Consider the following 22,533-nt stretch of genomic DNA (forward strand, 5'->3'; position numbering starts at 1 on the left):
AGAACGTTTACCAACGAAAACGCAGTTGCGCCTGGGGTTCAGGAGCCGCTGCCGGTTGTGTGCCATCGACCACGGGCTGCTGCGCGGGGGCCTCACCTGCCGGCACCTCCTGCAACTTGGCCAGGCTCAACTGGGTACGCAACTGATCGGCGCTGCCGTGGACCCGATACACAATACGATCCCCCTCCACGCGCTGCGGTTGGCCACCAAACGGCTCGAGCAGATGCCCCAGGGCCGCATAGCGCTCCAGGTTCATGCCCTGCACTTCCAGCAGTTGTTCGGTGCTCACGCCAGGCTTGACCGCAAAGCGCGGCGCGAGTTTTTGGCTGACTGCCAGCATGACCGCATCAGCCAGCGCGCCAGTGTCGGCGCCTTGCGCAGTGCCCTGCTCGCTCTTGTCACCCAACCACAGGCGCCATTTGGCCTGCCATTGATTGCCTTCCTGGCGCGCATGCACGGCGAGCAAGGCGTCGGCACCGTAGCGCTCGGACGCGGCGCGCAACGGCGTGGCATCGGCACTTTCCAGATTCGGCGCCGTGGCGACGACCTGTTCATCCAGGTCCCCCAGCGGCAGGCGCAACGGCAAGCCACGGTGTTGTGCCGCGCGGCGCAGGGCCTGTGCGGCAGCCTGGCCATCGCCGACGAGGCTGCTGCCTTCGGTGGAGTCGTTCAGCCACCAGCCGAGGATCGACGGCCGGTTACTGCCCCAGATCGACAAGCCCGCTTCGCGCAAGACGCGATCGGTGCTGACCGGATCGAAGTCCACTTGCAGGCTCTCGGGTGGGCCGGCGTCGTAGCCGTATTGGCTGATAATTTGCTGCGGGTCCTTGCGAACCGCCGCAAGGCCCGGGCCGTCGGCAGCCTTGGCATCGCCGGTGAGGCGAATGACCAAGGTCTGCACCGCGCGCTGGGTGGCCTGGTCTCGCTCTTGCGGAGACTGGCTGCTGACCGGTTCAAGTACTTGATAAAGACCATTGAGGGTTTCGGCATGACTCGCCAGGCTGACTAACGACAGGCAGCCTACAAAGAAGAATTTACACAGACGCATGGAGGATTCCCGAACAACAGATTTAGCGGCTGGAACAGACCGCGTGAACTCGGTTTGCCAAGGCTGTGACCACAGCGACCGGTAAAACATTCACAAGGTCCTGGTAAGTTTTCGCTACGTCATAACGATAGCGGATTCAAGGCTATACCTTAATACGTGCCATGGCAGAGGCGATTGGCTTTTTGACTTGGTTTTTTTAGCCTATATGGCCCTGCCCGTCGGCCCGAGGATGGCCGCTGCCCCTCAAGCCTGATAAAATCGCGCGCCTTCGCAGACCGTCAACGGCTGGGCCTTTTACCAAAAGTGCCTGCCCGCTCGGTCGTTACCCCTGAATCCCCCCTAAAGGCCTGGATCATGAGCAAGCAACCCTCCCTGAGCTACAAGGACGCCGGTGTAGACATCGACGCCGGTGAAGCATTGGTCGAACGCATCAAGAGCGTTGCCAAGCGCACTGCGCGCCCCGAAGTCATGGGCGGCCTGGGCGGTTTTGGCGCCCTCTGCGAGATCCCGGCCGGCTACAAGCAGCCTGTATTGGTTTCCGGCACCGACGGTGTGGGCACCAAGCTGCGCCTGGCACTGAACCTGAACAAGCACGACAGCATCGGCATCGACCTGGTGGCCATGTGCGTCAACGACCTGGTGGTATGCGGTGCCGAGCCGTTGTTCTTCCTCGACTACTATGCCACCGGCAAGCTGAACGTCGAGACCGCCACCCAGGTGGTGACCGGCATCGGCGCCGGCTGCGAACTGTCGGGTTGCTCCCTGGTCGGCGGCGAAACCGCTGAAATGCCAGGCATGTACGAAGGCGAAGACTACGACCTGGCCGGCTTCTGCGTCGGCGTGGTCGAAAAGGCTGAAATCATCGACGGCTCCAAAGTGGCTGCCGGCGACGCCCTGCTTGCCCTGCCATCGTCCGGCCCGCACTCCAACGGCTACTCGCTGATCCGCAAGATCATCGAAGTGTCCGGTGCCGACATCGAGAACATCCAGCTCGACGGCAAACCGCTGACCGACCTGCTGATGGCCCCGACCCGCATCTACGTCAAGCCACTGCTCAAGCTGATCAAGGACACCGGCGCGGTCAAGGCCATGGCCCACATCACCGGCGGCGGCCTGCTGGACAACATCCCGCGCGTACTGCCAAAAGGCGCCCAGGCGATCGTCGACGTGGCCAGCTGGCAGCGTCCTGCGGTCTTCGACTGGCTGCAAGAGAAAGGCAACGTCAATGAAACCGAGATGCACCGCGTGCTGAACTGCGGTGTGGGCATGGTGATCTGCGTGGCGCAGGAACACGTTGAAACCGCGCTGAACGTCCTGCGTGAAGCGGGCGAGCAGCCTTGGGTCATCGGCCAGATCGCCACCGCTGCCGAAGGCGCGGCTCAGGTTGAACTGAAGAACCTCAAGGCTCACTGATGCCTCAGACCTGTGATGTCGTGGTGCTGCTCTCCGGCACCGGCAGTAACTTGCAGGCCCTGATCGACAGCACGCGCACCGGCGACAGCCCGGTGCGCATCGCTGCGGTGATCTCCAACCGCAGCGACGCCTACGGCCTGCAACGCGCCAGGGACGCGGGTATCGAAACCCGCTCGCTGGATCACAAGGCTTTCGAAGGCCGCGAGGCCTTCGACAGCGCCTTGGTCGAACTGATCGACGCTTTCACCCCCAAGCTCGTGGTACTGGCCGGTTTCATGCGCATCCTCAGCGCCGATTTCGTGCGGCACTACGAAGGGCGGCTGCTGAATATCCACCCTTCCCTTTTGCCCAAGTACAAAGGCATGCACACGCACCAGCGCGCGCTGGATGCGGGTGACAGCGAGCATGGCTGCAGCGTGCACTTCGTCACCGAGGAACTCGATGGCGGGCCTCTGGTCGTACAGGCAGTGGTTCCGGTAGAGTCGGACGACTCGGCGCAGACACTTGCGCAACGGGTTCATACCCAGGAACACAGGATTTACCCGCTGGCTGTTCGCTGGTTTGCCGAGGGGCGGTTGATTCTTGGTAATCAGGGTGCATTATTGGACGGTCAGTTACTTGCGGCCAGCGGCCACTTGATTCGAACCTAGGAGATTTTATGCGTCGCGCCTTGCTCTTCGCTTTTGCGCTGTTCGCCTTGCCTGCCGTGCAAGCGGCAGATCTACACCCGTTCTCCGCCAGCTACACCGCCGACTGGAAACAGTTGCCCATGAGTGGTTCGGCAGAACGCAGCCTGACCAAGAATGGTGACGGCACCTGGACCTTGAACTTCAAGGCTTCCATGATGATCGCCAGCCTGACCGAAACCAGCGTGATCCTGTTTGACAAGGACGCCCTGCAACCGAAGAGCTACTCCTTCGAACGCGGCGGCCTGGGCAAGACCAAGAAGATCAACCTGGACTTCGACCCGTCGACCAAAAAAGTCACGGGCTTTGAAAACAAAGACCCGGTCAACGTCCCCCTGCAAAGCGGCATGCTCGACAAGTCGACCTACCAGTTGGCCCTGCAGCGCGACGTCGCAGCCGGCAAGAAAAGCATGAGCTACAACGTGGTTGAAGGCACCGACGTCGACACTTACGACTTCCGTGTGATCGGCCCGGAAAAAGTCCAGACCAAGGTCGGCAGCATTGACGCGATCAAGGTTGAGCGCGTACGCGACCCGACTCAAAGCAAGCGCATCACCCAGATGTGGTTTGCCAAGGATCTGGGTGGCATCCTGGTAGCCCTGCGTCAGGTGGAAACCGACGGCAAGGAATACAACATCATGCTGCAAGACGGCACCGTTGACGGCAAGGCCATCAAGGGCAGCTGATTGGATTGATGAGCTGAGAAGAGCCTCGCTGAATGCGGGGCTTTTTTTCGTCTGGGGGTTTTGGGTTCAAGTGTCTGCCGTCATCGGGAGCAAGCCCCCTCCCACATTTGAACTGCGAACACCTTCCCCTGTGGGAGGGGGCTTGCTCCCGATGGCGCCCAACATGAAACTTCTGTCATAAACCTCTAAAGCGGTTTACTTAGCAAGCTAACAAACCGTATAAAAAGACCTGCGACGACTTGCCGCACACCCACCAGAAATTGGAGCAAGCAGATGACTGTAAAAGTAACTGAACGCGACGACGAACATATGTCCCACGAAGCGCTGGGCCATGGGATTCATATCTGGGATGTCCACCAACAAGACCTGCTGGTCGGCATGTTTCACAACGAGAGCGATGCTCATAATTATAAAAACGAGCTTGAATCGCTTGAGATGAAACGCCAGGCAGAAAGCTCCTGAAACACTGAAATCAAGTAGACGCCGGCCCACGCAGCCAGGCCGTCTGCACATGACAGACCCCGCCAATGAGCGGGGTTTGCCGTTTTAATCCAGAGCGTCTTTTCCTTAGTCTCGACAATTGTATTGAAAAATATACATTTCACGCCCCTCTCGCCCACCTCCTCCACGGCAATATTCAGACGCTGAAGTAGCCCGTTACAGAGGCCTAGACGCCACTTGACAGTGCTTTTTTTGTCAGCCGAATCGTTCGCCACCTTCCTCTCCTGGCGCCTCTGACTAAATCCTTTCAGCAGGGAAGTAACAATAAATAGACAACTGGTAATAGTTCTCGATAACATTCAGCCGCTTTTCACCCAGGCTCACGGATAGGGAACTCCACTTGATGCGCAGACACAGCCGTACCCCAGAACAATCGTTGCTTGAACGTTGGAGCGAAGCACTTGCTACCCCGCAATTTCAGGCTAACAACGTCACCCTCGACGCTCTGATCACCGCCCTGGCACCCGCCGCCGAGCGTAGCTTTCAACGTTTGATCCAAGCACTGTTTCGTGAAGGATTGCTGGACCCCAGCACCCGCACCTATGACGAACACGGACAATGCTGGCTCGCACTGCCTGACCAGAACCGCCTGCGTTTCGAGCACCTGCGCCCCGGCCGCATGGCCAGCTGGGACGTGCGTGGACGGGTCACCCTGCTGCGTGATGATCATCCTGACCTGAATATTCAGTTCCCGTCGCAGTTACTGACACTGCTAAACCGCAGCCTCGAATCACCTGCAGACCCGGAAGTCCTGGACCGCCTCAACACCGAAATCGACGACAGCTTTGTCAACGACACGCTGTGCCTCGCCTTTCATGAGCAATGGACACTCAAGCTCCATACGGCCATGGGCCCGACACACCAAAGCAACCTCTTGAGCTACCTCAAGCATGACCCCAGCGTGACCAATCCGACCTCCACGCTTGAGCAATGGGGCACGCTGGGCCATCCCTGGCACCCCAACTACAAGACCAAACTGGGTTTGAATACCGATCAGGTCATCGATTTCTCACCGGAATTCGAAGCACGTTTTCCGGTATTCCTGTGCGCTCTGCATCGCCAATTCGCCCATGTCGAAATGCTGGCTGGCACCGCAGATTACTGGCAATGGTGGCAACAACATTTCCCCCAGGCCGCCCGGCAACTGACGGCGCAGTTGACCGCTCAAGGCCTTGAGGCTGGGGATTATCTGCCGCTGCCCGCTCACCCTTGGCAGGCGCGCCAGGAATTACCTCAACTATTCGCCAACGAAATTGGCGATCGATTGTTGGTGCTGACTGATATCGTTGCGTTCACCGCCCACCCAACCATGTCGTTCAGGACCGTGCTGCCTGAAGGTCGGTGTGACGCACCGATGGTGAAACTTCCAGTTTCACTGCGCCTGACCAGTGTGCAGCGCACTGTTTCACCACGTTCGGCGCGCATGGGCCCGCGGATCAGCCACCTGCTGCTGGCGATCCTGGAGCGTGAGCCGGCGATCCAGAAGATCCTCAGCATCGTCCCCGAGCGGATCGGCGTGCATTTCAAGCCGCAACCGATCAATGACGAACACTCTCGCCACCTGGCCGTACTGTACCGTGACGCCCCCCAGAGCCTGCTCCAACCGGGCGAAATGGCCGTACCGGTAGGCAGCCTGTTCGCGGTCGACCAGCACGGGCAGCCGCTGCTGCGCCAATGGGTACGTCTGAGCCAAGGCAAGGACGACACAGATGCCCTGCTCGCCTTCTTTCGGGATTACGCCTCGATTGCCGTACCGGCGCTGCTGGGCATGTATTTGCGTTATGGCGTGGCCTTCGAAGCGCATCAGCAGAATTCCTTTATGGTCATGGCGGCTGACGGGCAGTTGAGCCGCCTGCTATTGCGTGATTTCGGGGATATCCGGATCGACCGCAAAACCTTGCACGCCCATGGCCTGGACATCGAACTGCACGATCCCAAGATGACCCTGTACGACGATGCCGGTTTCGTGCGCGACAAGCTGTTGCACACCGTATTCATGTGCCACCTGGGCGAACTCGTGTTGCTCAGCGCACGCCACTTCGACGTGCCCCAAGTGCTGCTCTGGAACGAACTGTCGGCACAGGTCAGCCAGTGCTTCGACGACTTGCGCAACGACGTCGAACCACAACGCTGGGAGACCGAGCGCAAGGCTTTGCTGGAGCAGGACTGGCCAGCCAAGTCGTTCATGCGCATGCGTCTGTTGGAGAGCCATGCCGATATCGTCGGGCGCTTGCCGAACCCGCTGAGCGCCGCCGCCAATGCCGGCTAACAACACCGCACTGCGGCTGCTGGTGGTGATTCAGTTGGTGTCGATGGGCGCCATGGAAATGAGTGGACCTTTCTGGCCGCTGCAAATCCAGAAACTGCTCGGCGTCGCCAATGCCCAGTACACCGGCCTGCTGTCCTCGCTGGTGTACGCAGGGCCGATGATGGCGGCAATGATCCTGACCCCCATGTGGGGGCGACTGGGTGACCGTACCGGGCACAAGCCAATGATCATCCGGGCGCTGCTGGCGTTGGCGGTATGCCAGGGCCTGGCCGCCGTTACCTTCGATCCCTGGCTGCTCGTGGCAATCAGGGTAGCGCAAGGGGCACTGGCCGGTTTTATCGCAGCGGCGCAAGCCTATGCACTGGCCTGCTGCGACGACGGCGGGCGCGGGCACATTCTGGCTCGACTGCAATCGGCGACTGCCGTGGGCTCTCTGGCCGGGCCGGTGTTGGGCGGCTGGTTGATGGATGTCTCGGGCTTTGCACTGCTGTGCTACAGCGCCACTGCGGTGTGTGTGTTGTGCGCGGTGATCAGCCTGTTCTTGCCCACCGACGCACCACGATCACGACCAGCACGCACCGCAAAACCGACCGCGCTGCCTAAAGGCTGGCTCGGTGCGATGCTGGGAATCATCGTGTTGATCCAGGCGGCCAAGATGATGCCCCAGCCGTTTTACGCCTTGTACGTCGCCGACGTGTTACACGCCCCCGCGTGGCTGATCGGCGCCAGCTATGCCGCCAGCGCACTGACCCTGGCGCTGTCCGCACCGTTATGGGGGCGCCTGTTCGACCGGCATCAACCGGCGCACACGTTGCGCGTCATCGAGTGGGTCACGTGGTCCTGTGCCTTGACGCTGGCGTTTACGGCACTGGCCAGCGAATGGCTGGGATTCCTCACCAGCCGGCTACTGTGGGGCGTTTGGCAGGGTGCATTGCTGCCGGTCGCCTACACGTTGATCGCCAACACCGTTGCGCCCAGTCAGCAGGGCTTTGCCCTGGGCCTGGGCAACAGCGCCGCCAAAGCCGGCGCGCTGTGCGGCGTGCTGATGGGCGGTATCGGCATGGGAATCGTGGGTCTGGCGCACAGCTTCTGGCTGGTGGCGCTCACTTACGCCTTGGCCGCCCTGGGCATCCGCGCAATCCGTTCGTTCACCCGAACACCTGAGACATCCGGTTTTTCTGTCAATACTTCTAATAACTGAAAGGCAAGGTCATGAACAAATCGCAACTGGCAGTTCTGCTGCCGCTTCTAGGGTCGATAAGCGTGCCTGCCTGGGCCGATGAGAGTGAAGGTACGCAAGCCGCCACCACCAACCTGCAACTGCAGGCAACGGTAGTGTCGGCCACGCGCAGTGAAACCAGCATCGCGGCGATTCCTGGCTCGGTGCAGGTGATCAACGAAGACCAGATCCGCCAGCAAGCGGGTGCCGGCCGCCGGGTTGCAGACATCCTCGGGCAATTGGTACCGGGCATCGCCCCTTCCAGCGGCGGCATGAGCAACTTCGGCCAGACACTTCGCGGCCGCAATACCCTGATCCTGATCGACGGGGTCTCCCAGAACGCCACACGTGACAACTTCCGCCAGCTCAACAGCGTTGCGCCGGAAAGCATCGAGCGTATCGAAGTCATTTCCGGCGCCAGCAGTGTCTACGGTGCGGGCGCGTCAGGCGGCATCATCAACATCATCACCAAGCGCAACAAAGGTGAAGACCTGGCGTTGAGCAGCAAGATCGGCATGACCACCGGCAACAACTTCAGCCATAAAGGTTTCTCCTACGAAGCGTTCCAAAGCGCCACGGGCCGCAGCGGCCCGGTGGATTGGTATCTGTCGGCCAACACTGTGCAACGCAATGACCAGTTCGACGGCAACGGCAAGCGCATTCCCCAGGACACGTCCCAGGGCAGCAACATGGACACCGACACCTACGACCTGCAAGGCCGCTTTGGCTACGCGCTGGATGACGACAAGAAAATCAGTCTGTCCCTGCAAGACTACAAGGACGAACAAGACACGCGTTACACCAAGAACCCACGCGTCACCAACACCGCCGTCGCCGTAAAAGGCCTGGACCTGGACGATCAACCGTACACCCACAACCAGGCAGTGAACCTCAATTACGCCGATCAGGATTTCTACGGCCAAGGCTTGCAGATTGAAAGTTATTGGCGGCGTGCCGACGCGTTGTTCTTCCCCGACCTGTCCAGGGGCCGCGCGGGGGTGTCCGACAACAACAGCGTGCAAGATGTTTACGGCCTGCGAGCGGCCATCGACACGCAAATGCCGGACATCGGCACGGCGACCGGCAACCTGGTCTGGGGTGCCGATTATGATCATGAAACCTCACGTCAGCGTGGCGACCAGTACCGGGTCAACGGTCTCACCTACACCAAGACCGGTACCACGTTCGAACTGGGGCCGGACATCCAGACAACAACCAAAGCCATCTTTGGCCAGCTGTCCTACGACATCGGTGACTGGACCCTGCGTGGCGGTGTACGCCGCGAGTGGATCGAAAGCGACATTGCCGACAGCACTGCTTACGGCGAAATCGTCCAGACCGGTAATCGCGCGACACTACCCGGCGGCACACTCAAATACGATGACACCCTCTACAACCTCGGGGCGGTGTACCACCTGAGCGAAAACCAGGATGTATTCGTCAACTTCAGCCAGGGCTTTTCCCTGCCGGACATCCAGCGCTTCCTGCGTGACGTCAACAGCACCTACGACATTCAAAAACTGAATGCCCAGGCCCTGAAGGTCGACAGCTACGAGCTGGGCTGGCGTGGTAATTGGGACAAGTGGCTGGCAAATGTCACCGCGTATGAAAATACCTCGGATGTCACTCAGTTCTATGATGCCACTGATCGTGTGTTGCGCCTGGTGAACCAGAAAGAACGCGTACGCGGTATCGAAACCAGCCTGACGTACAACGTCACCGATCAATGGTCGGTGGGTGGTACTTATGCTTACGCCAAAGGCGAAACCCGCCAGAACGGACAATGGATCGACTTGCCGGCAACACGTATCGCCCCCGCCAAGACGACCGCCTTTGTTGGCTATGACCGTGGCGACTACAGCCTGCGCTTGCAAGGCATGCGCCTGGCCGACTACGACGCGGCGTTCAAGGACAACAACGGCCGCGATATCGAAGGGTACACGCTGGTCGACCTGTTGGGCTCCGTCAGACTGCCGGTGGGTCGCCTGGAAGGTGCGGTGTACAACCTCAGCAACCGTAACTACCAGAACATGTTTGCCCAAGCCAACGCCCGCGCGCCTTACCCGAACGCCGAGGGTCGCACCTTCAGCATGAGTTATGCAGTGGATTGGTAACAGCCTGACGCTGCAGGCTAAAACACAAACCCCGCCTTTTGAGCGGGGTTTGTTGTTTTACCGCCTTACCACATCAAATCATCCGGGATCTGGTAAGCGGCGTACGGATCGTCCTCATCCGGCACCTGGCTTTCGGTGAGGATGTTGAGCTGCACGATACGCTCCGGTGCGCGCTCCTGGATCTTCAGCGCGGCTTCACGCGGGATCACCTCGTAGCCACCACCGTGATGCACGATAGCCAGGGAGCCGTTGCTCAGCTTGTTGCGCATCAACGTGTTGACCGACAGGCGCTTGACCTTCTTGTCATCCACGAAGTTGTAGTAGTCCTCGGTGGTCAGCTTAGGCAGGCGCGAGGTCTCGATCAGTTGCTTGACCTGGGCCGTACGGGCCTTGGCCTCGGCTTTTTCCTGTTGCTGGCGATTCAGCTCCTGGTCACGCTTGACCTTCTCGGCATGCGCCTCGGCGGCCAGGCGGGCCTGGGTGTCATCGGCCTCGATCTGGCCCTTGTGGACCAGCCGCTGCTGCTTCTGTTTTTCTTTGCCGACCTGCTTGGCCTGCTTTTGGTTGACCAGACCTGCTTTGAGCAACTGGTCGCGAAGGGAAAGGCTCATGGTGCTTACTCACTTAGGCAACTGCTCAACCGCAGCTGGACACGTTCTTTTCCTGACGTTTGGCTTCGCCCCACAGGGCGTCCAACTCTTCGAGGGTGCAATCTTCTATGGGTTGATGCATATCGCGCAATGCCTGTTCGATAAATCGGAAACGTCGTTCGAACTTGGCATTGGCGCCACGCAGCGCTGTTTCCGGGTCGACCTTGAGGTGACGGGCCAGGTTGACCGCCGCGAACAGCAGGTCACCGACTTCATCGGCGATGGCTACCGCGTCGTTATCGGCCATGGCTTCGAGCACTTCGTCCAGCTCTTCGCGCACGTTATCCACCACCGGCAAGGCCGATGGCCAGTCGAAGCCGACCTGGCTCGCGCGCTTCTGCAATTTGGCGGCCCGGGACAAGGACGGCAAGGCGGTCGGCACATCGTCCAGCAGGGACAGTTGCTCCGGCGCGTCGGATTTTTCCGCGCGCTCCTCGGCCTTGATCTGCTCCCAACGCTCCTTGACCTGCTCTTCGCTCAGTTGAGGAATATCCAGTGGCGCATACAGATCACCGGTCGGGAACACATGGGGATGACGGCGAATCAGCTTGCGGGTGATGCTGTCGATCACCCCGGCAAATTCGAAACGCCCCTCTTCCCGCGCCAGTTGGCTGTAGTACACCACCTGGAACAACAGGTCGCCCAACTCACCTTGCAGATGATCAAAGTCGCCGCGCTCGATGGCGTCGGCCACTTCGTAAGCCTCTTCCAGGGTGTGCGGGACAATGGTGGCGTAGGTTTGCTTGATGTCCCACGGGCACCCGTATTGCGGGTCCCGCAGGCGGCTCATCAGGTGCAGCAGGTCTTCAAGTGAATACATCTTTCTGTGTCCGATCAGTCTGGGAGGGGGCTTGCTCCCGATAGCAGTGCGTCAGCCACCCGATGTATCAACTGACAGCCTGCTATCGGGAGCAAGCCCCCTCCCACATTTAGCCTGCATTCATTCCGCGAATCATGGGGTGCGGTTGCGCCGCGTCTCAATGATGTTCGGCAACTGCGAAATCCGCCCCAGCAATCGCCCCAGTGCGTCCAGGCCCGGAATCTCGATGGTCAGGGACATCAACGCAGTGTTGTCCTCCTTATTCGAGCGGGTATTGACCGCCAGCACGTTGATGCGCTCATTGAGCAACACTTGCGAGACGTCACGCAGCAGGCCGGAACGGTCGTAGGCACGAATGATGATATCCACCGGGTAGGTGAGCACCGGCACCGGGCCCCAACTGACCTGGATAATCCGCTCCGGCTCGCGCCCACCCAGTTGCAGCACCGAGGCGCAGTCCTGGCGGTGAATGCTCACGCCACGGCCCTGGGTGATGTAGCCGACGATGGCATCCCCCGGCAACGGCTGGCAGCAACCGGCGATTTGCGTCAGCAGGTTACCGACGCCCTGGATCTGGATATCGCCGCGCTTGCCGGGCTTGTAGCCGGTAGCTTTGCGTGGGATCAGCTCCAGTTGTTCGTTGCCGCGCTCCGGCTCGACCAGTTGCTGGGCCAGGTTGACCAGTTGCGCCAGGCGCAGGTCGCCGGCACCGAGGGCGGCGAACATGTCTTCGGCAATCTTCATGTTGGCCTTTTCGGCCAACTTGTCGAAGTCCACCTGCGGCAGGCCCAAGCGACCCAGTTCGCGTTCGAGCAGGGTCTTGCCGGCGGCGACGTTCTGGTCGCGCGCCTGCAACTTGAACCAATGCACGATCTTGGCCCGCGCCCGCGATGTGGTGATGTAGCCCAGGTTCGGGTTCAGCCAGTCGCGGCTCGGCGTGCCGTGCTTGCTGGTGATGATCTCGACCTGCTCGCCGGTTTGCAGGCTGTAGTTGAGCGGTACGATGCGCCCGTTGATCTTGGCGCCCCGGCAGTTATGGCCGATCTCGGTGTGCACGCGGTAGGCGAAATCCAGCGGCGTAGCGCCCTTGGGCAAGTCGATGGCATGGCCGTCGGGGGTGAAGATGTAGACCCGGTCCGGCTCTATATCTACACGCAACTGTTCGGCCAGGCCGCCGATGTCGCCGAGTTCTTCGTGCCACTCCAGCACTTGGCGCAGCCAGGAGATTTTCTCTTCGTACTGGTTGGACCCGGCCTTGACGTCGGTGCCCTTGTAGCGCCAGTGCGCGCACACGCCCAGCTCCGCCTCTTCGTGCATGGCGTGGGTGCGGATCTGCACCTCCAGCACCTTGCCCTCGGGGCCGATCACTGCGGTATGCAGCGAGCGATAGCCGTTTTCCTTGGGGTTGGCGATGTAGTCGTCGAACTCCTTGGGAATGTGCCGCCACAGCGTATGGACGATACCCAGCGCGGTGTAGCAGTCGCGCATTTCCGGCACCAGCACGCGCACGGCGCGCACGTCGTAGATCTGACTGAAGGCCAGGCCCTTGCGCTGCATTTTGCGCCAGATCGAATAGATGTGTTTGGCGCGGCCGCTGATGTCGGCGTCGACACCGGTGGCCTGCAACTCGGCGCGCAACTGGCCCATCACGTCGCTGATAAAGCGCTCGCGGTCGAGCCGCCGCTCGTGCAGCAGCGTGGCGATCTGTTTGTATTGATCAGGTTCGAGGTAGCGGAAGGACAAGTCCTCCAGCTCCCACTTGATATGGCCAATGCCCAGGCGGTGGGCCAGCGGCGCGTAGATGTCGAAGACTTCGCGGGCGACGCGGTTGCGCTTTTCGTCGTCGGCGGTCTTCACCGCACGGATCGCGCAGGTGCGCTCGGCCAGCTTGATCAGGGCGACACGTACGTCGTCGACCATCGCCACCAGCATCTTGCGCAGGTTTTCCACCTGGCCCTGGGTGCCCAGCACCATGGACTGGCGCGGGCTGAGGCTAGCGCTGATGGCAGCCATGCGCAGCACGCCGTCGATCAGCTTGGCCACAACCGCGCCAAAACGCTGGCTGACGGTCGGCAACTGGATGTGCCCTTCACGCACACCGCGATAGAGCACGGCGGCGATCAGCGAGTCCTGGTCCAGCTTGAGATCGGCAAGGATCTCGGCGATTTCCAACCCGGTGCGAAAGCTGGAAGTGCCTTCGGCCCACAGGTTCTTCGCTGCATTGTCTTGTTGCTCAGACTCACGAGCGAACTCGCAGGCTGCTTTCAAGGCTTCACGGTCCAGTGCCGGGTCGACACTGATGGCATGATCCAGCCATGCCTCGAGATTGATACTGCCGTCGGTGTTGATCGGCTGGTGTGCTCTCACCTGTACCATCTTGCTTACCTTCCCTACGACGCACCTTGGATGCGCCAAAATCATCGCCGACCTTTTTACTGCGAACTCCGTAGCAGATCATAGGCCTTGGAGATCGCAGGCCAGTCGGATTAAACGGGCATCCTAGCCCGCTTCAAATAACGCCATGGCCTCGACATGCGCTGTCTGCGGAAACATGTCGAGGATCCCGGCACGTTTTAGCCGGTAGCCTTGCTTGACCAGCTCAACCGTGTCCCGCGCCAGCGTCGCCGGGTTGCAGGACACATACACCAGGCGCTTGGCCCCCAGGGTGGCGAGCTTGCGCACAACCTCCAGGGCACCATCGCGGGGTGGGTCCAAGAGTACCGCAGAAAAGCCCTGTTTGGCCCATTCCACGTCATTCAAAGGCTGAGACAAATCGGCCTGAAAAAACTGCGCATTATGCAAATTGTTGCTGATGGCGTTCCGTGCAGCCCGGTCCACCATGGTCTGCACACCTTCCACCGCCACCACTTCGCGTACCTGTTTCGCCAGCGGCAGGGCAAAGTTGCCCAGGCCGCAGAACAGGTCCAGGACCCGTTCATCAGGCTGCGGCGCCAGCCAGTCCAGGGCCTGGGCAACCATTGCCTCGTTGACCGCGGCGTTGACCTGGACAAAATCCCCTGGTCGGTACGCCAACGCCAAGTCCCATGCGTCCAATCGGAAACCCAGTGACTGATCAGGCTCAACAGGTTCCGGCTGGCCTTCGCCATGCAGCCACAACTGGGCTTCATGGAAGCTGCAAAATTCTTTCAGGATCAGCAGGTCCGCGTCCGACAACGGCGCCATATGCCGCAGCAACACGGCCACGGACGACCCACTGAACAACTCCACATGCCCCAGGGCCTGAGGTTTGCTCAGGCGGCGCAGCATGTTCGGCAGGCGCTGCATGATCGGTTGCAAGGCCTGTACCAGCACCGGGCAAGCATCGATGGCGACGATGTCCTGGCTGGCCACGGCGCGGAAACCCACGTCGAGTTTTTTCGCCTTGGCATCCCAGCGCACGGCCACGCGGGCGCGGCGTCGGTAAGCGAATTCCGGCCCGCTCAACGGTGCGGCCCATTCCTGCGGTTCGACACCGGCCACGCGGGACAGTTGCTCGGCGAGCATGCGCTGTTTCAGGGCAAGTTGTTCGTTATGGGGCAAGTGCTGCACGCTGCAACCGCCACAGCGGCCGAAGTGCGCGCACGGTGCCGGACGACGCAGCTCGCTGGCATTGAACACGCGTTCGGTGCGGGCCTCGACCACTTTACCGTGGGTGCCCAGCACCCGCGCTTCAACCTCTTCGCCGGCCAGCGCACCGTTGACAAACCAGGTGCGGCCTTCAAAGAACACGAGGCCGCGGCCGTCGTTGGCCAGGCGCTCGATGGTCAGGCGTTGCTTCTTGCCCACGGGAATCTGTGGGGCCCGGCTGCCGCCCGTCGGTTGGAAGCGCAGACCTCTCTCGTGCTTGGCCATCAGTTGGGTTCGTCGAAAATGCCGGTCGACAGGTAACGGTCGCCTCGGTCACAGATGATCGCGACGATCACGGCGTTTTCCACTTCCTTGGACAAACGCAACATACCCGCCACGGCACCGCCGGACGACACGCCGCAGAAGATGCCTTCTTCACGCGCCAGGCGGCGGGTGGTGTCTTCGGCTTCACGCTGGGCCATGTCGATGATGCGGTCCACGCGCGTCGCGTTGTAGATCTTCGGCAAGTACTCTTCGGGCCAGCGCCGGATACCCGGGATAGCCGCGCCTTCCATCGGTTGCAGGCCAACGATCTGGATCGCCGGGTTCTGCTCCTTGAGGTAGCGCGAGTTGCCCATGATGGTGCCGGTGGTGCCCATGGAGCTGACGAAATGGGTGATGGTGCCCTGGGTCTGGCGCCAGATTTCCGGACCGGTGGTGGTGTAGTGCGCTTCCGGGTTGTCCCCGTTGGCGAACTGGTCCAGCACCTGGCCACGGCCTTCGGCGGCCATGCGCTCGGCGAGGTCGCGGGCGCCTTCCATGCCTTCTTCCTGGGTGACCAGTACCAGCTCGGCGCCATAGGCGGTCATTGCCGCCTTGCGCTCGGCACTGCCGTTGTCGGGCATGATCAGCACCATCTTGTAACCCTTGATCGCGGCGGCCATGGCCAGGGCGATCCCGGTATTACCCGAGGTGGCTTCGATCAGGGTGTCACCGGGCTTGATCTGCCCGCGCAGTTCGGCGCGGGTGATCATCGACAGCGCCGGGCGGTCTTTTACCGAGCCGGCCGGGTTGTTCCCTTCGAGCTTGAGCAACAGGGTATTGCTGGTTTCACCCGCCATGCGTTGCAAGCGGACCAGGGGCGTGTTGCCGACGCAATCGGCGATTGTAGGGTACTGCAAGGTCATGGCGTATTCGCAATCCAGACTGCGGGGGCGAACATCATACCGGGAAAGACTGGCGGGCCATATCACGCAAAGTGTGGTGCTTATGGCTTAAAGGAATAAGCAGAAAAGAGGGTGAGCTTGAGGACGCCATCGGGAGCCAGCCCCCTCCCACATTCGACCGAGTTCCAGCATGAGAATGCGGTCCAGTGTGGGAGGGGGCTTGCTCCCGATGGCCGCGCCTCGATACCCCGCCTAGCCCAAATGCCCATCGCCATGATTTCTCTGAAAGACCTCCTCCCCCATCGCCGCAATCTGCCCTTCGATCAGCGCCTCAAAGGGTTTGAGCAGCAGTTCGAACGATGCCGGCGCCTCCAGCACCTGCAACGCCTGCACAATCGCCTCCACTGTCGACAATGCCCCAGGCCCGGGCGCCTTGCGCAGTCGATAGCGGGACACGGCGGCCTCAGCCAGCGTCACCCGAGGCAACGCCGCCAACAAAGGATTGAGGTGCAGCAGTTTGCGCGCCTTGCGCCAGGTGCCGTCGGGCACCACCAGCAATAGCGGCTGATCGCCGGGGGCATAGGCTTGCAGCGGCTGGGCATCGTCAGCAGGAAACAACAACCGCGCCTGATAGCCGGGCGGGTTCAACAGGGTCGGCAGATCATCAAAGACCTCACCCACTATCAACTGCGCATTGTTCAGCCCCAGCGCCGCCAACCGCGCGGTGTTAAGCGCATGGTTGACCTCGCTCGGGTGCTGCAAAAGAAGCACACGTGTGCGGCTGTCGAGGCTGGGGATCAGCGCGCACAAGCAATGGGCAACGGGCCTGAGGCAGCGGGAACATTGGGGTCGGGACATGGTTCTTCAGGCCTGGTTGAGCTGGGCTTTGAGTAAATCGCGGAAGGTCTGGATCAGCGGCTCGCGGCTGCGCCCCCGGCGCATGATCATCGAGAACGGCGCCTGGTAGCCGAAGGTCGCAGGCAGCAATACGCGCAGGTCGCCCTTATCGGCCCAGGCCTGGGCATAGTGCTCGGGCAGGTAGCCGATGTAAGCACCGGAGAGCACCAGGATCAGCTGCGCTTCCATGCTTTCCACGGTGGCGGCGCTGTGCTTGAAACCGTGGCGCGCCAGTTCCGCCTGGCTCCAGTAGCCACGCCCGACCATGCGCTGCTGGGTGATCACTTGTTCGGGGATACGTCGTTCGCTGAACAACGGATGGCGTGTGCTGCAGTACAACCAGTGCTGCTCGCGGTACAGCGGCATGTAGATCAGCCCACTCATGCGGTTGGAGAATGCGCCGATGGCCAGGTCGAGGCGGTTGTCCTGCACGCCGAGTTGCAGTTCGTAGGGGCTCATCACCGATAAATGCAGGTGCACCGCCGGGTGCTCCAGGCTGTAGGCGCCGATGACTTCCGCGAACGGCAAGGCCTTGTCGCTCACGGTGGAATCGAGCACGCCGAGCTTGAGTGTCCCGCGCAGCTCGCCCTTGAGCGCGGCGGCGTATTGCTCGAAGCCTTCCAGTTCGCCCAGCAGGCGCAAGGTTTCCTGATGAAACAGCTCGCCTTTGCTGGTCAGGCTGAACCCGCCCCGCCCGCGATGGCACAGCACCAGGCCCAACGCGCTTTCCAACTGGCTCATGTAGGTGCTGATGGCCGACGTGGACAGGTTGAGTTCGTGCTGGGCGTTGGCGAACCCCTGGTGGCGCACGACGCTGACGAAGATGCGCAGGAGTTTCAGGTCGGGCAAGGCGTTGGCCATGGTCGGCTCCGGGTGTCGATCTGAGCAGTCTACCCGCCCGCATTAGTTTAGAAAAATCTGAACTAAGTATTTGCCCCTGCCGATTCTTCCCTTCCCTCGCTTTTCGCAGAATCGGCCCCTGATAAACACAACAACGATGAGGCAATCCCGTGGACAAGATTTTCCACCAACCACTGGGCGGCAACGAAATGCCGCGCTTCGCCGGCATCGCCACCATGATGCGTCTTCCCCACCTGCAATCGGCCAAGGGCCTGGATGCGGCCTTTATCGGCGTGCCCCTGGACATCGGCACCTCGCTGCGTGCCGGCACCCGCTTCGGGCCGCGTGAAATCCGCGCCGAGTCGGTGATGATCCGCCCCTACAACATGGCCACCGGTGCCGCGCCGTTCGACTCGCTGTCGGTGGCGGACATTGGCGACGTGGCGATCAACACCTTCAATTTGCTCGACGCCGTGCGCATCATCGAAGAGGCCTACGATGAGATTCTCGAGCACAACGTGATCCCGATGACGTTGGGCGGCGACCACACCATTACCCTGCCGATCCTGCGGGCGATCCACAAGAAACACGGCAAGGTCGGGCTGGTGCACATCGATGCCCACGCCGACGTCAACGACCATATGTTCGGTGAGAAAATCGCCCACGGCACCACCTTCCGCCGCGCCGTGGAAGAAGGCCTGCTCGATTGCGACCGCGTGGTGCAGATCGGCCTGCGCGCCCAGGGCTACACCGCCGAGGACTTTAACTGGAGCCGCAAACAGGGCTTCCGTGTGGTGCAGGCCGAAGAATGCTGGCACCACTCCCTTGCGCCACTGATGGCCGAGGTGCGGGAAAAAGTCGGCGGCGGCCCGGTGTACCTGAGCTTCGACATCGACGGCATCGACCCGGCCTGGGCGCCCGGCACCGGCACCCCGGAAATCGGCGGGCTGACCACCATCCAGGCGATCGAAATCATCCGTGGCTGCCAGGGCCTCGACCTGGTTGGTTGCGATCTGGTAGAAGTTTCGCCGCCCTACGACACCACCGGCAACACCTCACTGCTGGGCGCCAACCTGCTGTACGAGATGCTCTGCGTACTGCCTGGCGTGGCGCACCGCTGATGAGCGTGCCGCAGGTATTGAAAGCCGCCGCCGACCTGGTGTCGGCCTTTGCGCGCAACGACCGCGCCGCCTACTTCGGCGCGTTCACGGCCGATGCCAGCTTTGTGTTCTACACCCTCCCCCAGCCGCTGCTCAGTCGCGACGCCTACCAGGCGTTGTGGGACAGCTGGCGTCAGGATGAAGGGTTCGAGGTGCTGTCCTGCGCCTCGAGCAACGCTGTTGTCAGCCTGCAGGGTGACGTGGCGATCTTTATTCATGACGTGGCCACCGAGCTGCGCATGAACGGGGAGCAATTCTTTAGCCAGGAACGCGAGACCATTGTCTTCAAACGGCAAGGATCTCGCACAGAACAACAAGAAGGCCCGTGGCTGGCCTGTCACGAACATTTGTCCGCTATGCCGGAAGGGCTGCCGCCCCCTTAGCCAATGTGATCGGAGCTGATCATGAATAATAAAAACAACGAAAACAGTATTCGCAAAATAGAAACCAACGGGGTCGAACAGATCCCCGACAACGAACGTACCGCCGGGCCCAAAGACCTGTTTCGCCTGATCTTCGGCGGTGCCAATACGTTTGCCACCGCCGTACTCGGTTCCTTTCCGGTGTTGTTCGGGTTGTCGTTCCAGGCCGGGGTCTGGGCGATTGTGCTGGGCGTGCTGGTGGGTGCGCTGATCCTGGCGCCGATGGGCCTGTTCGGGCCGATCAATGGCACCAACAACGCCGTGTCCTCCGGTGCGCACTTCGGCGTGCACGGGCGGATTGTTGGCTCGTTTCTGTCATTGCTGACGGCGATTGCCTTCTTCTCACTGTCGGTGTGGAGTTCAGGCGACGCGCTGGTCGGCGGTGCGAAACGGCTGATCGGCCTGCCGGAAACCGACCTGACCCTGGGCCTGGCCTACGGCGTATTCGCCATGCTTGTACTGACGGTGTGCATCTATGGCTTTCGTTTCATGCTGTGGGTCAACCGCATTGCGGTATGGGCGGCAAGCCTGCTGTTTCTATTGGGCATCTTCGCGTTCGCACCGACCTTCGACAGCCACTTCGCCGGCACCGTAGCCCTGGGCCAGACCGGCTTCTGGGCGGCGTTTATCGGCGCGGCGCTGGTGGCCATGAGCAACCCGATTTCCTTCGGGGCGTTCCTGGGTGACTGGTCGCGCTATATCCCGCGTGAGACGTCGAAAATGCGCATCATGCTGGCCGTGGTCCTGGCACAAATCGCCACCTTGATCCCGTTCCTGTTCGGCCTGGCCACCGCGACCATCGTGGCGATCAAGGCGCCGGACTACATCGCGGCCAACAACTACGTCGGCGGCTTGCTGGCGGTGGCGCCCACCTGGTTCTTCCTGCCGGTGTGCCTGATCGCAGTGATTGGCGGCATGTCCACCGGCACCACCTCGCTGTATGGCACCGGCTTGGACATGTCCAGCGTGTTCCCGCGCCTGCTGTCGCGGGTCAAGGCCACGCTGCTGATCGGGGTGATGTCGATTGCCTTCATCTTTATCGGACGTTTCGCCGCCAACCTGGTGCAGAGCGTGTCGACCTTCGCCGTGCTGATCATCACCTGCACCACGCCGTGGATGGTGATGATGATCATCGGCCTGATCGTACGTCGCGGCTTCTACTGCCCGGATGACCTGCAGGTGTTCACCCGTGGTGAAACCGGCGGCCGCTACTGGTTCAGCCATGGCTGGAACTGGCGCGGGCTGGGGGCCTGGATTCCGAGTGCGTTGATGGGGCTGTGCTTCGTCAACTTGCCGGGGCAGTTTGTCGGGCCGCTGGGTAATTTGGCCGATGGCATCGATATCAGCTTGCCGGTGACGCTGGGGCTGGCGTCGGTGGTGTACCTGACGTTGTTGCGTGTGTTCCCGGAGCCGGCTTCGGTGTATGGCCCCAAGGGGCCGCTTCGCAGCCCAGCGGGTGCAAGCGCCCTCGCCACAACGCGCGCGCCTACCACTTAAAAACAATAATCGGAGACCCGCCGTCATGGCTTTGGATTTATTCGTCGTACTCATCTACGCCGCCGGCATGCTCGTGCTCGGCTATTACGGCATGCGCCGCGCCAAGACCCACGAAGACTACCTGGTGGCCGGTCGCAACCTGGGCCCGTCGCTGTACATGGGCACCATGGCGGCCACGGTGCTGGGCGGTGCATCCACCGTCGGTACCGTGCGCCTGGGTTACGTGCATGGCATCTCCGGCTTCTGGCTGTGTGCCGCGCTGGGCATGGGGATCATCGCGCTGAACCTGTTCCTGGCTAAACCGCTGCTCAAGCTGAAAATCTTCACCGTCACCCAGGTGCTGGAAAAGCGCTACAACCCCATGGCCCGCCAAGCGAGTGCGGTGATCATGCTGGCCTACGCGCTGATGATCGGTGTGACCTCGATCCTGGCCATCGGCACCGTATTGCAAGTGCTGTTCGGCCTGCCGTTCTGGATTTCGGTGCTGCTGGGCGGTGGTGTGGTGGTGGTCTACTCGACCATCGGCGGCATGTGGTCGCTGACCCTCACCGACATTGTGCAGTTCGTGATCAAGACCGTCGGCCTGATGTTTATCCTGCTGCCGATCTGCCTATACCGCGTCGGCGGCTGGGACGAACTGGTGGCCAAGCTGCCGGCGTCGAGCTTCAGCTTCACCGCGATCGGCTGGGACACGATCATCACCTACTTCATGATCTACTTTTTCGGCATCCTGATCGGCCAGGACATCTGGCAGCGGGTGTTCACCGCCCGTGACGAAAAGGTCGCCAAGTACGCAGGCACTTTCGCCGGTTTCTACTGCATCCTTTACGGCCTCGCCTGTGCACTGATCGGCATGGCGGCCCATGTACTGATTCCGGATCTGGACAACGTCAACAACGCATTCGCGGCCATCGTCAAAGTCTCGCTGCCGGACGGCATCCGTGGCCTGGTGATCGCGGCGGCACTGGCGGCGATGATGTCGACAGCCAGCGCCGGCCTGCTCGCCGCCTCCACCGTATTGACCGAAGACCTGCTGCCACGTTTGCGCGGCGGCAGACAATCGAGCCTGGCAATCAACCGCCTGTTCACGATGCTGACCGGTATCGTCGTGCTGGGCATCGCACTGGTGGTCAATGACGTGATCAGCGCCCTGACCCTGGCCTACAACCTGCTGGTGGGTGGCATGCTGATCCCGCTGATCGGCGCGATCTTCTGGAAACGGGCGACCACATCGGGGGCAATCACCTCCATGACCCTGGGTTTTGTGACAGCGCTGGTGTTCATGTTCAAGGACGGGCTGGATGCGAACACGCCGATCTACTACAGCCTGGCGGTGGCGTTGGTGAGTTTTGTGCTGGTGAGTTTGCTGTCGCGCCGGCCAGAGGCGCAGGTCGCTCGGGCGGTGTAAGGCATAACGGGGTTCAGCGCGGTTTCTTCAGCGTGTGCGACGTCGGATGTCACACCCATTGTTTTCCTGGGTCTATCCGCTGGCCATTAGTCGGAACTGGTATTTCTGACAGTAGAAGCGCTGCTGAGGACCGTAATAGCCTGACCTGGCCATTTCAAACTTGAAGAAAT

At 61.2% G+C, this 22,533-nt stretch carries 19 protein-coding genes; 11 read left to right on the forward strand and 8 right to left on the reverse strand.

From position 1 onward, the window contains the following. Positions 1–7 precede the first annotated feature (7 nt). Positions 8–1,048, reverse strand: coding sequence for a DUF2066 domain-containing protein (locus tag FIV39_RS16035; protein WP_090400119.1), 1,041 nt, complete (start codon positions 1,046–1,048; stop codon positions 8–10). A 354-nt stretch (positions 1,049–1,402) separates the two neighbouring features. On the opposite strand from FIV39_RS16035, the gene purM reads away from it, so the two are divergent. The 7 genes from purM to FIV39_RS16070 all read left to right on the forward strand — a co-directional run bounded on the left by purM (position 1,403) and on the right by FIV39_RS16070 (position 9,936). Beyond that, the gene (gene purM, locus FIV39_RS16040) at positions 1,403–2,461 is read left to right on the forward strand and encodes a phosphoribosylformylglycinamidine cyclo-ligase (RefSeq protein ID WP_014719398.1); all 1,059 of its coding nucleotides are present in this window, start codon (positions 1,403–1,405) and stop codon (positions 2,459–2,461) included. Then, positions 2,461–3,111, forward strand: coding sequence for a phosphoribosylglycinamide formyltransferase (purN, locus tag FIV39_RS16045; protein WP_090400120.1), 651 nt, complete (start codon positions 2,461–2,463; stop codon positions 3,109–3,111). Before purM ends, purN begins: the two co-directional genes overlap by 1 nt. Positions 3,112–3,119: 8 nt before the next feature. Beyond that, the gene (locus FIV39_RS16050; protein WP_090400122.1) at positions 3,120–3,833 is read left to right on the forward strand and encodes a DUF3108 domain-containing protein; all 714 of its coding nucleotides are present in this window, start codon (positions 3,120–3,122) and stop codon (positions 3,831–3,833) included. 273 nt (positions 3,834–4,106) lie between these two features. After that, positions 4,107–4,295, forward strand: coding sequence for a hypothetical protein (locus tag FIV39_RS16055; RefSeq protein ID WP_033900685.1), 189 nt, complete (start codon positions 4,107–4,109; stop codon positions 4,293–4,295). A 382-nt stretch (positions 4,296–4,677) separates the two neighbouring features. Then, positions 4,678–6,603 (forward strand): IucA/IucC family protein, encoded by a 1,926-nt coding sequence (locus FIV39_RS16060; protein ID WP_090400124.1) that lies wholly within the window; start codon positions 4,678–4,680, stop codon positions 6,601–6,603. Continuing rightward, positions 6,593–7,804, forward strand: coding sequence for an MFS transporter (locus tag FIV39_RS16065; RefSeq protein ID WP_090400126.1), 1,212 nt, complete (start codon positions 6,593–6,595; stop codon positions 7,802–7,804). The genes FIV39_RS16060 and FIV39_RS16065 overlap by 11 nt, the downstream gene beginning before the upstream one ends. A gap of 11 nt (positions 7,805–7,815) precedes the next feature. Further along, complete coding sequence (locus tag FIV39_RS16070) at positions 7,816–9,936, forward strand: TonB-dependent receptor (protein ID WP_090400128.1); 2,121 nt, start codon at positions 7,816–7,818, stop codon at positions 9,934–9,936. A 65-nt stretch (positions 9,937–10,001) separates the two neighbouring features. Here FIV39_RS16070 and FIV39_RS16075 read toward each other — a convergent pair whose 3' ends face one another. From FIV39_RS16075 to FIV39_RS16105, 7 genes are all read right to left on the reverse strand, one after another. Next, positions 10,002–10,547, reverse strand: a complete 546-nt coding sequence (locus tag FIV39_RS16075) for a DUF2058 domain-containing protein (protein WP_028617375.1) — start codon at positions 10,545–10,547, stop codon at positions 10,002–10,004. A 25-nt stretch (positions 10,548–10,572) separates the two neighbouring features. After that, positions 10,573–11,406: a nucleoside triphosphate pyrophosphohydrolase gene (gene mazG / locus FIV39_RS16080; protein ID WP_090400130.1), complete on the reverse strand. Its 834-nt coding sequence runs from the start codon at positions 11,404–11,406 to the stop codon at positions 10,573–10,575. Between the two features lie 132 nt (positions 11,407–11,538). Then, positions 11,539–13,782 carry a GTP diphosphokinase gene (gene relA, locus FIV39_RS16085; protein WP_027603791.1) on the reverse strand — a complete coding sequence of 748 codons (2,244 nt, stop codon included), beginning with the start codon at positions 13,780–13,782 and terminating at the stop codon, positions 11,539–11,541. Between the two features lie 123 nt (positions 13,783–13,905). Further along, positions 13,906–15,258, reverse strand: a complete 1,353-nt coding sequence (gene rlmD, locus FIV39_RS16090) for a 23S rRNA (uracil(1939)-C(5))-methyltransferase RlmD (protein ID WP_090400132.1) — start codon at positions 15,256–15,258, stop codon at positions 13,906–13,908. After that, entirely contained in the window at positions 15,258–16,160 is a 903-nt protein-coding gene (cysM, locus tag FIV39_RS16095; RefSeq protein WP_015885254.1) for a cysteine synthase CysM, read from the reverse strand. The genes rlmD and cysM overlap by 1 nt, the downstream gene beginning before the upstream one ends. A 231-nt stretch (positions 16,161–16,391) precedes the next feature. Further along, positions 16,392–16,997: a tRNA-uridine aminocarboxypropyltransferase gene (locus FIV39_RS16100; protein WP_090400134.1), complete on the reverse strand. Its 606-nt coding sequence runs from the start codon at positions 16,995–16,997 to the stop codon at positions 16,392–16,394. A gap of 6 nt (positions 16,998–17,003) precedes the next feature. Beyond that, positions 17,004–17,897, reverse strand: coding sequence for a LysR family transcriptional regulator (locus tag FIV39_RS16105; protein WP_090400136.1), 894 nt, complete (start codon positions 17,895–17,897; stop codon positions 17,004–17,006). 149 nt (positions 17,898–18,046) lie between these two features. Here FIV39_RS16105 and speB point away from each other — a divergent pair, with 149 nt between their 5' ends. Genes speB through FIV39_RS16125 form a run of 4 tightly spaced genes read left to right on the forward strand, consistent with a single transcriptional unit; the run spans position 18,047 to position 22,363 of the window. After that, complete coding sequence (gene speB, locus FIV39_RS16110) at positions 18,047–18,997, forward strand: agmatinase (protein WP_027603787.1); 951 nt, start codon at positions 18,047–18,049, stop codon at positions 18,995–18,997. Continuing rightward, the gene (locus FIV39_RS16115) at positions 18,997–19,419 is read left to right on the forward strand and encodes a YybH family protein (RefSeq protein ID WP_090400138.1); all 423 of its coding nucleotides are present in this window, start codon (positions 18,997–18,999) and stop codon (positions 19,417–19,419) included. The genes speB and FIV39_RS16115 overlap by 1 nt, the downstream gene beginning before the upstream one ends. 21 nt (positions 19,420–19,440) lie before the next feature. Then, positions 19,441–20,955, forward strand: coding sequence for a purine-cytosine permease family protein (locus FIV39_RS16120; RefSeq protein ID WP_090400140.1), 1,515 nt, complete (start codon positions 19,441–19,443; stop codon positions 20,953–20,955). Positions 20,956–20,980: 25 nt separating this feature from the next. Next, positions 20,981–22,363: a sodium:solute symporter gene (locus FIV39_RS16125; protein WP_090400142.1), complete on the forward strand. Its 1,383-nt coding sequence runs from the start codon at positions 20,981–20,983 to the stop codon at positions 22,361–22,363. The last annotated feature ends 170 nt before the right edge of the window (positions 22,364–22,533 follow it).

Origin of the sequence: Pseudomonas grimontii, assembly GCF_007858185.1 — a bacterium.
Lineage (GTDB): Bacteria > Pseudomonadota > Gammaproteobacteria > Pseudomonadales > Pseudomonadaceae > Aquipseudomonas > Aquipseudomonas grimontii.

Excerpts from the sequence above, each read along its gene's own strand:
- FIV39_RS16065 (WP_090400126.1), top strand. The coding sequence starts at position 6,593 with ATGCCGGCTAACAACACCGCACTGCGGCTGCTGGTGGTGATTCAGTTG.
- purM (WP_014719398.1), top strand. The coding sequence starts at position 1,403 with ATGAGCAAGCAACCCTCCCTGAGCTACAAGGACGCCGGTGTAGACATC.
- rlmD (WP_090400132.1), bottom strand. The coding sequence starts at position 15,258 with ATGGCCAAGCACGAGAGAGGTCTGCGCTTCCAACCGACGGGCGGCAGC.
- FIV39_RS16050 (WP_090400122.1), top strand. The coding sequence starts at position 3,120 with ATGCGTCGCGCCTTGCTCTTCGCTTTTGCGCTGTTCGCCTTGCCTGCC.
- purN (WP_090400120.1), top strand. The coding sequence starts at position 2,461 with ATGCCTCAGACCTGTGATGTCGTGGTGCTGCTCTCCGGCACCGGCAGT.
- FIV39_RS16055 (WP_033900685.1), top strand. The coding sequence starts at position 4,107 with ATGACTGTAAAAGTAACTGAACGCGACGACGAACATATGTCCCACGAA.
- relA (WP_027603791.1), bottom strand. The coding sequence starts at position 13,782 with ATGGTACAGGTGAGAGCACACCAGCCGATCAACACCGACGGCAGTATC.
- mazG (WP_090400130.1), bottom strand. The coding sequence starts at position 11,406 with ATGTATTCACTTGAAGACCTGCTGCACCTGATGAGCCGCCTGCGGGAC.
- FIV39_RS16035 (WP_090400119.1), bottom strand. The coding sequence starts at position 1,048 with ATGCGTCTGTGTAAATTCTTCTTTGTAGGCTGCCTGTCGTTAGTCAGC.
- FIV39_RS16075 (WP_028617375.1), bottom strand. The coding sequence starts at position 10,547 with ATGAGCCTTTCCCTTCGCGACCAGTTGCTCAAAGCAGGTCTGGTCAAC.
- FIV39_RS16105 (WP_090400136.1), bottom strand. The coding sequence starts at position 17,897 with ATGGCCAACGCCTTGCCCGACCTGAAACTCCTGCGCATCTTCGTCAGC.
- FIV39_RS16115 (WP_090400138.1), top strand. The coding sequence starts at position 18,997 with ATGAGCGTGCCGCAGGTATTGAAAGCCGCCGCCGACCTGGTGTCGGCC.
- FIV39_RS16120 (WP_090400140.1), top strand. The coding sequence starts at position 19,441 with ATGAATAATAAAAACAACGAAAACAGTATTCGCAAAATAGAAACCAAC.
- FIV39_RS16060 (WP_090400124.1), top strand. The coding sequence starts at position 4,678 with ATGCGCAGACACAGCCGTACCCCAGAACAATCGTTGCTTGAACGTTGG.
- cysM (WP_015885254.1), bottom strand. The coding sequence starts at position 16,160 with ATGACCTTGCAGTACCCTACAATCGCCGATTGCGTCGGCAACACGCCC.
- FIV39_RS16125 (WP_090400142.1), top strand. The coding sequence starts at position 20,981 with ATGGCTTTGGATTTATTCGTCGTACTCATCTACGCCGCCGGCATGCTC.
- FIV39_RS16070 (WP_090400128.1), top strand. The coding sequence starts at position 7,816 with ATGAACAAATCGCAACTGGCAGTTCTGCTGCCGCTTCTAGGGTCGATA.
- FIV39_RS16100 (WP_090400134.1), bottom strand. The coding sequence starts at position 16,997 with ATGTCCCGACCCCAATGTTCCCGCTGCCTCAGGCCCGTTGCCCATTGC.